Here is a 362-nt window from a genome sequence, read left to right as displayed (position 1 = left end):
GGTAGTGGGCGAGACCTTTGAGTACACCCCGAACGAAGGTTACGCAGGTCCGGACAGTTTCACATACATCATTACTGACGCCGACGGCGATACCTCCGAGGCCACCGTTTCGCTGAACGTTGATAGCGATTCTGTACCGATGGTGTCTGTGGTATACGCGGGTGAGCGCGATTGGGTGGCTGAATCAGCACTGGCTGATGGCAGCAACCCGGGCAGCCCCGATGAAGCCACTTCCGGTGACTTCAATATCACCCACACTGGCACTGATACTACCGACAAGTTGGAAGTGCAGGACAAGGACGGCAACTACATCGATGTCACCAATCCTCCCGGTGGTGGAATTGATGTTGAAGGCGACTATG

General features: G+C 55.2%; 1 protein-coding gene. It reads left to right on the top strand.

Annotated features, from left to right (window positions below; genetic code table 11):
- Positions 1-362 (top strand): cadherin-like domain-containing protein (locus A3709_RS24235; protein ID WP_197484340.1); only part of this gene is annotated, 362 nt, incomplete at both ends.

Origin of the sequence: Halioglobus sp. HI00S01 (genome assembly GCF_001635445.1) — a bacterium.
In the GTDB taxonomy this organism is placed as follows: domain Bacteria; phylum Pseudomonadota; class Gammaproteobacteria; order Pseudomonadales; family Halieaceae; genus Halioglobus; species Halioglobus japonicus.
This window is presented reverse-complemented; position numbering and strand designations above follow the sequence as displayed.